Annotated in this window: 14 protein-coding genes; 8 read left to right on the forward strand and 6 right to left on the reverse strand. The window is 32.5% G+C overall.

Going from position 1 to position 9657, the window contains the following annotated elements:
* The 7 genes from BUB83_RS20290 to BUB83_RS20320 all read left to right on the forward strand — a co-directional run.
* Positions 1 to 263, forward strand: a 263-nt coding sequence (locus BUB83_RS20290; protein WP_143160616.1) for an RNA-guided endonuclease InsQ/TnpB family protein, incomplete at its 5' end; no start/stop codon positions are given.
* A 176-nt stretch (positions 264 to 439) separates the two neighbouring features.
* Positions 440 to 820 (forward strand): GntR family transcriptional regulator, encoded by a 381-nt coding sequence (locus BUB83_RS20295; protein ID WP_073340922.1) that lies wholly within the window; start codon positions 440 to 442, stop codon positions 818 to 820.
* Positions 813 to 1685: an ATP-binding cassette domain-containing protein gene (locus BUB83_RS20300; RefSeq protein WP_073340923.1), complete on the forward strand. Its 873-nt coding sequence runs from the start codon at positions 813 to 815 to the stop codon at positions 1683 to 1685. Before BUB83_RS20295 ends, BUB83_RS20300 begins: the two co-directional genes overlap by 8 nt.
* A complete protein-coding gene (locus tag BUB83_RS20305) occupies positions 1685 to 2287 on the forward strand; it encodes a hypothetical protein (RefSeq protein ID WP_073340924.1) in 603 nt (200 codons plus the stop codon). The genes BUB83_RS20300 and BUB83_RS20305 overlap by 1 nt, the downstream gene beginning before the upstream one ends.
* Before the next feature lie 227 nt (positions 2288 to 2514).
* Positions 2515 to 3735 (forward strand): carbohydrate-binding domain-containing protein, encoded by a 1221-nt coding sequence (locus BUB83_RS20310; RefSeq protein WP_073340925.1) that lies wholly within the window; start codon positions 2515 to 2517, stop codon positions 3733 to 3735.
* An 84-nt stretch (positions 3736 to 3819) separates the two neighbouring features.
* A complete protein-coding gene (locus tag BUB83_RS20315) occupies positions 3820 to 4500 on the forward strand; it encodes a response regulator transcription factor (protein WP_073340926.1) in 681 nt (226 codons plus the stop codon).
* 4 nt (positions 4501 to 4504) lie between these two features.
* Positions 4505 to 5689 (forward strand): sensor histidine kinase, encoded by a 1185-nt coding sequence (locus BUB83_RS20320; protein ID WP_159434127.1) that lies wholly within the window; start codon positions 4505 to 4507, stop codon positions 5687 to 5689.
* Positions 5690 to 5843: 154 nt separating this feature from the next.
* On the opposite strand, the gene BUB83_RS20325 is transcribed toward BUB83_RS20320, so the two are convergent.
* From BUB83_RS20325 to BUB83_RS20340, 4 genes are all read right to left on the reverse strand, one after another.
* The gene (locus BUB83_RS20325) at positions 5844 to 6167 is read right to left on the reverse strand and encodes a nucleotidyltransferase domain-containing protein (protein WP_073340935.1); all 324 of its coding nucleotides are present in this window, start codon (positions 6165 to 6167) and stop codon (positions 5844 to 5846) included.
* 103 nt (positions 6168 to 6270) lie between these two features.
* Entirely contained in the window at positions 6271 to 6960 is a 690-nt protein-coding gene (locus BUB83_RS20330; protein ID WP_073340928.1) for a peptidoglycan recognition protein family protein, read from the reverse strand.
* Between the two features lie 77 nt (positions 6961 to 7037).
* Positions 7038 to 7259, reverse strand: coding sequence for a DUF2922 domain-containing protein (locus tag BUB83_RS20335; protein ID WP_073340929.1), 222 nt, complete (start codon positions 7257 to 7259; stop codon positions 7038 to 7040).
* A 223-nt stretch (positions 7260 to 7482) separates the two neighbouring features.
* The gene (locus BUB83_RS20340) at positions 7483 to 7788 is read right to left on the reverse strand and encodes a DUF1659 domain-containing protein (protein ID WP_084133736.1); all 306 of its coding nucleotides are present in this window, start codon (positions 7786 to 7788) and stop codon (positions 7483 to 7485) included.
* A gap of 601 nt (positions 7789 to 8389) precedes the next feature.
* Here BUB83_RS20340 and BUB83_RS20350 point away from each other — a divergent pair.
* The gene (locus tag BUB83_RS20350) at positions 8390 to 8608 is read left to right on the forward strand and encodes a hypothetical protein (protein WP_073340932.1); all 219 of its coding nucleotides are present in this window, start codon (positions 8390 to 8392) and stop codon (positions 8606 to 8608) included.
* Positions 8609 to 8704: 96 nt separating this feature from the next.
* Here the strand turns inward: BUB83_RS20350 and BUB83_RS20355 are convergent, their stop codons facing one another.
* Positions 8705 to 8866: a YvrJ family protein gene (locus BUB83_RS20355; protein ID WP_073340933.1), complete on the reverse strand. Its 162-nt coding sequence runs from the start codon at positions 8864 to 8866 to the stop codon at positions 8705 to 8707.
* A 211-nt stretch (positions 8867 to 9077) separates the two neighbouring features.
* The gene (locus BUB83_RS20360; protein WP_073340934.1) at positions 9078 to 9608 is read right to left on the reverse strand and encodes a sigma-70 family RNA polymerase sigma factor; all 531 of its coding nucleotides are present in this window, start codon (positions 9606 to 9608) and stop codon (positions 9078 to 9080) included.
* Positions 9609 to 9657: the final 49 nt, after the last annotated feature.

Raw genomic sequence — 9657 nt, forward strand, 5'->3', positions numbered from 1 at the left:
ATAAGCATTTATCAAAAGCTATTGCACAACAATGCTTATATGAGTTTAAAAGACAAATTCAATATAAATGTGAGTTCAATGGAATTGAGTTTATCGAAGCTGATACATGGTATCCATCATCAAAGACTTGTAGTGAGTGTGGACATATAAAAGCAAATCTTTCATTATCAGAAAGGACATATATCTGTGAAAAATGCGGTTGTGTTATAGATAGAGATTATAATGCAAGTATTAATCTTTCAAGATATAAATTAGTAGGCTAATCACTTAAAAGATACTGCTAATGTGTACCATGCGTTGTATGGGAATTTAAGCCCTAGGAGTGTCACATCAAACGAAAGTAGTATATTCATTCTTTTGAATTACAAAATCGGACACGTTGAACAGGGAATTAAACAAGCTTTATAGAGTTCTATAATGTTTTGGCAACGGAGCTATCATGAAATCAACCCTGGACACTAACCGCCCAATTTATCTGCAGATCAAAGAGTCTATTGAGGATGATATTCTCAATGGGAGGCTGAAACCTGAAGATCAGATACCCTCAAACAGCCAGCTTGTAAGCTATTACAAGATAAATCCTGTAACTGTGCTGAAAGGGATTAATCTTCTTGTGGATGAGGGCATAATTTATAAAAAGCGTGGACTCGGAATGTTTGTAAGTGCCCATGCACCTGAAAAGCTTAAAAAACACTTTTTACAATCATTTTTTCAGGAACAGATAGAACCTTTGATTGCCCTGGCAAAACCTTTGGGTTTTACCCTAAAGGAGATTCATGAAATGATTGATAGTGGATGGAAAGGAGAAAAAAATGATTAATCTTGAAAATGTATCAATTAAATATGGAAAGACCTATGCACTTAATAATGTGAATTTAAAACTTCCTAATCAAGGAATATGTGGGGTGATTGGTAGGAACGGTGCAGGTAAAACCTCACTTTTATCCTTGCTTAGCGCCTACAGTAGACCAACCTCAGGAACAATAACCTTATCCGGTGAAAATCCTTATGAGAATGAGAACATATTGCCACAAATTGCTTTTATTTATGATAATAAAAGTGAATCAGAAAATGACTTTCAAGTAAAAGAACTACTGAAAATAACGGCTGCACTCCGTCCCAACTGGGATGCTGCTTATGCCGAAAAACTTTTAAAGCTATTTGAAATACCAGTGAAGAAAAAAATGGGTGCATTAAGTCACGGTATGCGTTCGGCAGTAAATGTGATTATGGGGCTGGCTGGACAAACACCCATTACTATATATGATGAATCATATATAGGTATGGATGCTGCCATGCGTAAGCTTTTTATCAGCGAACTTTTATCAGACTTTACAAATAGGCCAAAGCTTATTTTATTTTCAACTCACTATGTGAATGAGATGGAAGGACTTTTCAGCGAAGCCATAATTATTAATAAGGGAAAGGTATTAGTCCATGATGACTGTGATACCCTTCGATCAAAAGGTACAACAGTAACTGGATTTATTGAATCAGTAGACAATTTCGTAAAAAATCGTGAAGTCCTGTCCCAGCGAACCTTGGGTAATCAAAAAGAGGCAGTATTGTTTGGGCAGATATCTGAAAGAGAGCGACTTGCTGCTACAAAAGAAGGTCTTGAATTCTCTCAGCCTTCACTACAGGATTTATTCATATATATGACCGAAAAAGGAGGAAAGGAATAATGACAAAAAAAGCTTTGAAACTTCTGCTATCAATACAAGCCAAGTCCACATGCATATTTATAGGAATTTATGCATTGATAATGGCCATACTTTTTAGTGTATTTTCTTATGTAAACATGTATCCCTCCTACTGGATGGCTGATTCCATAATATATACCTTTAATATATACCTTCTAATAATGGGGATTGTATATCCACTGATTGCAACTAGGTTATATGTTTCACGAGGACTTACTAGAAAACAGTTCTTTTGGGCCTATACAGGTACCATGAGTATAATATCATTATTTCTGTTTGTACCTATTTTAATTTCAATTATTTACTATGACAGCTTTTCAATACTGTCTGCAATTACTGATTATCTTAGAATGCCTTTATCTTTTCTCATTGGCTGGACTTGTGCGGTGGGTTTTCAAATGAGGAAATGGTACACTTCAACATTGGGAATTTTAAGTGCTATAGCCATGTATTTTGCCCTAATCACTGTGACTGAAGTTATGATTTTACCAGAGATTGCCGTATTAGGGTCAGTATTATTACTACTAGTTGGGGTGTTACTAATTCTACCCCGTTTCATATCTAAAATCACCTTCAAAGTTTAAGTGGGTTTGAGATTTCACAGGTTTTTTATTGGAATAGTTTCTTCAAAGGTTTACCCACAAATATTTATAGAAAGCATACTTTAATTATAATTAAAGAGTGCTTTCTTTTTTGGCTTTAGGTTCATTTTAGGTTGATGAAGTATTATATGTTTAAGGCAAAGAACATTTGGAAAGTTTTTTATAGGCCTTAATGATTATCAGATGTAAAAATTGGAAGGAGAAATTATATGAAGAAGATAATAAAGGTATCATTAATTATTGTTGGAGTTATTGTTGTTGTACTAGGAGGATTTGTTGGTTTTAAAATTTATGATGTGCAGCAGCAAAAAGGAGTGAATATACTTACTGGAGAGTTGACCGCTGAAGGTAAAGCTTTGGTAGATGCTAATTCAAAAGCCCCTAATGTTGAATTGAATGTAGCAGATATGTTTTCTGAAAAAGATTTGATACAAGTTCCTGATATAAATGATTCAGTAGTACTTAATCTTGAAGATGGCAAAGATATTGTGGTTGATAAGGAAGGTGTATTTGTTATTAGTGGTGACTATAAAGATGCTATGATTATTGTTGAAGTTGATAAAACAGAAAAGGTTCAATTAGTTTTTGATGGTGTTAGTATTGTAAATGAGGATAAACCAGTAGTATATGTGAAATCCGGTGATAAAGTTTTTGTTACAACCACTGATTCTAAAAATGATATAAGTGTCACTGGCGAATATAAAGCTGATGGTGAAACAAAGCTTGATGCTGTTGTATTTTCTAAAACAGATGTGGTGTTCAATGGAATAGGTACATTGGATATTAACTCAGAAACTGGCAATGGGATTAGTAGCAAAGATGTTTTGAAGATTACAGGCGGTACTTATAATATTGTTGCATTAAAGGATGGCCTTGAAGCTAATGATTCCATTAGAATTTATGACGGTGAAATTTCTATTAATAGCAGTAATGATGCAATGCATAGTGAAAATAATGAAGATGAATCTCTTGGTTATGTATTTATTGAAGGTGGTTTGATTAATATTGTAGCCAGTGATGATGCAATTCGCGGTAATAGTGCCGTTTTAATTAATGGAGGAACTATTAATATCGATAGTTGTCAGGAAGGTTTAGAGGCTTCTCAAATCATTATTAATGATGGTGAAGTTACAATTTACTCTACGGATGACGGTATTAATGCTACTTTTAAAACTTCCTACAGAGCTGTGATTGAGGTGAATGGTGGTATTGTAAATGTGGCTATGGCTGATGGTGATACTGACGGTTTTGACTCCAATGGTGATTTTACTATTAATGGTGGTATAATTAATGTAGAAGGTGGTATGGCTGCTTTTGATGTAGATGGTACAATTGCTTTTAATGCAGGTGATGTTATGGTTGATGGTGTTAAACAAACTGAGATTAAAGTCCAACAAGTGGGTATTCTTTCAAAATTTAAATCTAATTAAGTTTTAAATATTGCTTTGCATGATTCGCTTGTTTTAAGGTAAAATGATAATAAATATTAAGTTCAGATAAAAAGAGGTGTAATTATGAGGATTCTGTTAGCAGAAGATGAAAGAGATTTATCGGAGGCGTTGGTTACGGTGCTTCAAAAGAATAACTATTCTGTGGATGCGGTATACAACGGGCAAGATGCAGTAGAATACATGGATGCTGGAAATTATGATGCAGCGATTTTTGATGTTATGATGCCCAAGAAAGATGGCCTAGAGGCACTGAGAGAACTACGTAGCAAAGGAGTCGAAATTCCTATTCTTCTGTTAACAGCTAAAACTCAGATTAGCGACAGAGTTGACGGACTTGACAGTGGGGCGGACGATTACTTGACTAAACCTTTCGCCATTGATGAGCTTCTTGCTAGAATCAGGACCATGACACGTAGAAAAAGTGAAGGAAGATCGGAAAATCATATTGTAATGGGAAATGTTAAACTTGACCTAGTTAATAGTGAGATTATCTCAGAAGGTGGCAGTGCTTTTCTTGGTAATAAGGAGTTCCAGATGATGGAGATTTTTATGAATAACAAAGATCAGTTTATATCAGCAGAGCGAATATTTGAACGTATTTGGGGCTATGACAGTGATGCAGATATGTCTGTTATATGGGTTAATATTTCTAATTTACGAAAAAAGCTTAGAAAAATCGGTGCAAATACTCAGGTAAATGCTAAAAGAAATACTGGGTATAGGTTGGTGGTAATTGATGATTAAAAAAATGGAAAAACGATTTACAATTGTAGCAATATCAGTTATAAGTTTGGTATTGCTTTTACTTGTATTGGCGGTTCAGGTTATTAGCAGTAATATTAATGTTAAAAAAGCTGATATTATTCTTCGTAACATTGCTGAAAAAAATTCAGATATGTTTTTTGACAAAAGTGAAAGTATGGGATTTATAGATATGGAATCTATCAAATCTTTTTCTGTTGTAATTTCACAGGATGGAACTTCTGAGGCCTTTGTAACTAATGGAACGGGTTTTATTGATAAAGAAATTGCTTTGTCTATGACTTTGGCTGTAGTTGATGAAGATAGTAACACTGGCTTTATTGATGGATTTAGATACTTAATTGTCAAAGAAGAGGATATTGTCAGTGTGTATTTTCTTGATTATTCTTTTGAACAGGAATCTGCAAGGAACTTTTTGCTAATTAGTTTAGCTGTTTATGCTTTGTTGGTGTTGTTGGTTGGAATTTTGGTAAAGATTTTTATGAAGTTTGTTATGAGACCCATAAAAGAGTCTTATGAAAAACAAAAACAATTTATCACTGATGCTTCTCATGAATTAAAAACTCCACTGACCATTATTGCCACTGATATGCAGTTGATTGAAATGGAATCTGGTAGTACAAAATGGGTGAAAAGCGTTAATAAACAAGTTGAGCGACTTACTATGTTAAGTAATGATTTGGTGGTATTGTCTAGGATGGATGAAAAATCTAATCAATTAAAGCTTAAAGAGCTGGATTTGTCGGACTTGGTAAGTGATGTTGTTTATGGCTTTGAACCAGCCTTGCTTGCTACTGGCAAGGAATTGCAAACTGAAATTACAGATGGTATTAGAATTTATGGGGATTATGATGCCCTTGAGAAGGTTATGTTTATATTGATGGAGAATTCCTTGAAATATAGTTCGAAAGATGCCTTGATTCGTGTTAAACTTTGGAAAAAGAATAAAGGATTTGGTTTGTTAGTGGAGAATACAGTACCCTTTATTGATGAAGGTAGTCATAATGAGTTTTTTGAAAGGTTTTACCGGGGGGATAAATCTAGAAATAGTAAGATCGCTGGCTTTGGTATTGGGCTAGCAGTTGCTAAGTCTATTGTTGAACAGCATAATGGACAGATTGAGGCTTATAGTCCAGATTGTGAGAGGATTGTTTTTAAGATTGACCTTTAATCATGAATATCCATAATGATTTAAAAAATCTCTCCCCCACTTTTATCACCCTCATATCTATTAACAGTAAAATTTTACACCCCAGAGGTAATTCCAAAGAAATGCTGAAGTGAAACGAAAGACTTTCTTTGGTTGCTATTTAGCTATCTCTTTTTTATCCATAAAGTTTAACTCCCTGAAGTAAAATTTCATGTTCCATAGTGCACTCCGATTTAGCTATTTCATTAAATTCATCACTATAATAAACTAATAAATCAACTGGCATTGTTGCCACTTTAGATATTGATTTTCTTATTAATTTCATGATTTCAATTTTTCTTTTGCTTTTGTCATCGGTTACTACACATATGTCTAAATCGCTATCTTCATTAGGATTTCCATAGGCATAAGATCCAAACAAATAAATAGAATTTACATCTGAAACTTGATTTATTTCTTTTAATAAATTATCTAACTCAATCTTCACATTATATGGCATAAATTTCACCTACCTATCTCCACTATATTCCTTTACTTATATTATACACTATAATCAAGACTAATAATCACTCTATTTTTATTCGGATGCTCCTCATAAAACTCTACCCAAACAACCTCCCCCACGTAATCCGCCCAACAACACCATCAACCCCAATCTCAATCCCAACATCCCCCTGAAAATCCCTAACTGCTTTCTCAGTATCCCCACCAAAATATCCATCCGCTCCACAAACCCCAACACTATACCCAAGCTCCACCAATCTCCTCTGAATCTTAACCACATTCCAATCAAACTTATGACTATCCTTCTTAATCAAATACCCAGGATAAGATCCTCCCAATTTAATATTTTCCTTAACTTCTTCTTTAATCTCATTAAGCGGATATTTCTTCCCCGGACATTCTGTACCCCCTAACTCTTTATGGCCATAAATATTCTTTATCTCATATTTACCCATCAAGTATTCACATAGCTCTACAACAGCTTCTTTCTGCAACTTAGGCATAATATCTTTACTATAATCACCTTCAGCACAAATCCCAATAGATCCTGTATTATGATTCTTACAATGAGCCCCTACTACATTTTCTTCTCTACCTTTATAAACAGTTCCATCTTTTCTAACAAAAAAATGATACCCACAGCCTGACCAACCTTTTTGGAGGTGCCAATAATGTATTTGTTCTATAGAACAATTTCTGCTTGCAGCATGATGTAATACAATAGTATTTGGTTTATTACCATACTGAAGATCACTCATAAATTTTAAATTTCTATCTATAATATTCAAATTTTCCACCACCCTTTTTATCTTTTAAATCATTACCCACTGAAAAAAGCTCTGCCCGTGGGCAAGAGCTTTTTAAATTACGCTTCAATATCAAATAATTCAGTTTCAGTTGTTTCAACAATTGAAGCAGCTTCTTTTAAAGATAATGATTCTGGACCCCATGCAAATACATCTTTTGCAATTAAAACATCCATGAGTGCTTCTGCATTTGCTTGAGTTAAACCATCCTTTACATCTGTGATGGTCATAGACTTTGTATCCCCTGCAGCATCTTTAAATTTCATAACTAACTTTTTCATTTTCATAACCTCCATTTTATTTTTTATGTTTTAACTAGCTCTAATTTCTAATCTTTTATTAAATAAAAACTAGATTCTTTTACTGCTCAATGCCTTACTTAAAATAACTAAAAACAAGATATAGTGTTACTTCGTACTTTTCCTGACATTTGTAGTGTTATGAGCTCCAGTAAAAATAAACTTACCTGGAGCTCTGCCAACCTACTTAAAAGAACTTGGTATATTATATACCTTCTTCAAGTAATTCAGCGTTAACTCTTTTAATGTCAAAAACCGGGCTCAACAGTACGTCTGCGATAGCATTTGCAACATCAAAAACATCTTGATCAGCTGCATCCACCTTAACTTTAGAGAAACTTTTTGTTTGAAGCACATCATTACCATCTCCATCTAAGCCTGAGATAACTCTGATGGTCAAATCACTCTTAATTGGTGTTACCATAACTGCCATGTTAAATCCCCCTTCCCTTAGGCATCGTTGAAGAATAACTTCTACTAATTGCTTTTGAAAAATGATTAAAAACCTCATATTTTTGAAAGCAAAGTAGAACTAATTCTTAAGCCTAGCCTTAAAATGTCATTCACTATATATATACAAGTTATAAACCCATTTTTGAAAATTTATTTTTACAAAATTTATATTCATATCATTATTGATAATATTTACTATATTGAGTATAATTTAGAAAAGGAATTTTGAGTTTTAAGAGGTCCTTGTAAGATAAGACGAATTTAAAATATAAATGTAAATTATTAATTAGAGGTGGTGGTTTAGATTAATAATAAAAAAATAAGATGGATAAAGGTATTGTTTTCAGTAATATTATTTATATTTTGTGTAAGTTATTTGTTTGGTTTAATTCCTGGTAAAATTGGTACTCCAATAATATTTACCTATACTGGGTGCGGGTTATTGTTCAAAGGATTAAATTCAAAACCAAAAAATAAATTTTCAAAAAAACTTTCAATTTCCTTTGGTATATTGTTTATTATAATTACAATATTCGTTGTAATTCCAGTATATTATTTATAAAAAGTTAGTGCGTATGTTTCTATAGTTACGACATAACAGTAATAATAAAATCAAAATAATGAACAATAAAGATTAAACCACAGGGGATGATAATATTTTGAAAAGGAAAATAAATAGTCTTTTAATTAGTTTTATTCAATTTGGAATTGGCTTTTTACTAGCCGAAAAAATAACCAGTTTATTAGGTATTGAGTATCAAAAGTTTTTATCGCTAGAGTTTGCTATTTATATAATAATAGCAACAGTATGTATAAGCATATCAGAATCATTATTCTATAAAATTACAGATAAATTTAGAGCAAGAAAAAATAAATAACAAGATATCTACAACGCTTTTTTCTCATATCCCGCAACACAAGACTCCCCTTAAAACAATTTAAAATATATCCAAAAAAAGATGAGGGGATTAAGCTCATCTCTTTTGATTACCCATAACTGTTGTGATAACTGCAGTTAGTTCTGAAATAGATCTATTGAGTTCTTCAATACGCTTTTCAAATCTAACAAGCAAGTACACACAAACCCCAATTGGAAAACCCACAGTAGAAATAAGTTTAGTAAATTCTTCATACATAACTTCTCCTCCTATTGGTTAATATGATATAACTCATATTCAGTTATAAAAGACAAACACTACGTAAACTCAATTTACACTTGTACAAAATCTCCATGTTTTAAGGAGTTTTGGACATGTATAAATTATTAGTTGAAGTTGCTTGTCTTAAAGACAAACATTACGAAAACTTTATTTACTTGAAGTTGCTTGTCTATACTATATATACAACTCAAAGGAACCTTTTTAACTTTTTAATTGCACTTTTTTTCCTAGAGTAAGCTTCTTTCTCCAAAATACCTTGCTTATTTGCTATCTCTTTTATCTTTTTCCTTTTTATATAAAAGTCAACTATAAGTTGCTTGTCCACATTTGATAATTTATTAAGGGCTTCTCCTAATTTATCCACCATATCATAAGCTATAACTTCATCTTCCACAGTAAAACCATATAAATCTATGCTATTATTCAATATAGTTTCATCTTGAACTTCTCTATAATGCTTAATTGTTCCTTTAAGTAGATTTATATTACTACGTTTAACTGTGATAGCTAAAAACGAGCTAAAAGAATTTGAATTTATATTATATAAATTAATAGCTTTTATAATACTTAAAATACTATGTTGTACAATATCCTCAAACTCATACCCTGGTATATGATATTTTGATGCCTCACTTATTACCAAAGGCATATATTTATTTATAATAGTTTCAGTAGCCATGCTATCTCCTTGTTTTGCTTTTATAATTAAATCTTTCAAGTTGACACCCCCAATTTATATCTAGTGTAGGCCTGCTACACCGCTAAAT

It is taken from the genome of Clostridium grantii DSM 8605 (genome assembly GCF_900129965.1).
GTDB classification, from domain to species: domain Bacteria; phylum Bacillota; class Clostridia; order Clostridiales; family Clostridiaceae; genus Clostridium_AF; species Clostridium_AF grantii.

What these genes read in the sequence shown, in the direction of transcription:
- BUB83_RS20305 (WP_073340924.1), top strand. Translation starts at nt 1,685, where the DNA reads ATGACAAAAAAAGCTTTGAAACTTCTGCTATCAATACAAGCCAAGTCC.
- BUB83_RS20340 (WP_084133736.1), bottom strand. Translation starts at nt 7,788, where the DNA reads ATGAGGTTTTTAATCATTTTTCAAAAGCAATTAGTAGAAGTTATTCTT.
- BUB83_RS20320 (WP_159434127.1), top strand. Translation starts at nt 4,505, where the DNA reads ATGGAAAAACGATTTACAATTGTAGCAATATCAGTTATAAGTTTGGTA.
- BUB83_RS20335 (WP_073340929.1), bottom strand. Translation starts at nt 7,259, where the DNA reads ATGAAAAAGTTAGTTATGAAATTTAAAGATGCTGCAGGGGATACAAAG.
- BUB83_RS20310 (WP_073340925.1), top strand. Translation starts at nt 2,515, where the DNA reads ATGAAGAAGATAATAAAGGTATCATTAATTATTGTTGGAGTTATTGTT.
- BUB83_RS20315 (WP_073340926.1), top strand. Translation starts at nt 3,820, where the DNA reads ATGAGGATTCTGTTAGCAGAAGATGAAAGAGATTTATCGGAGGCGTTG.
- BUB83_RS20325 (WP_073340935.1), bottom strand. Translation starts at nt 6,167, where the DNA reads ATGCCATATAATGTGAAGATTGAGTTAGATAATTTATTAAAAGAAATA.
- BUB83_RS20295 (WP_073340922.1), top strand. Translation starts at nt 440, where the DNA reads ATGAAATCAACCCTGGACACTAACCGCCCAATTTATCTGCAGATCAAA.
- BUB83_RS20355 (WP_073340933.1), bottom strand. Translation starts at nt 8,866, where the DNA reads ATGTATGAAGAATTTACTAAACTTATTTCTACTGTGGGTTTTCCAATT.
- BUB83_RS20300 (WP_073340923.1), top strand. Translation starts at nt 813, where the DNA reads ATGATTAATCTTGAAAATGTATCAATTAAATATGGAAAGACCTATGCA.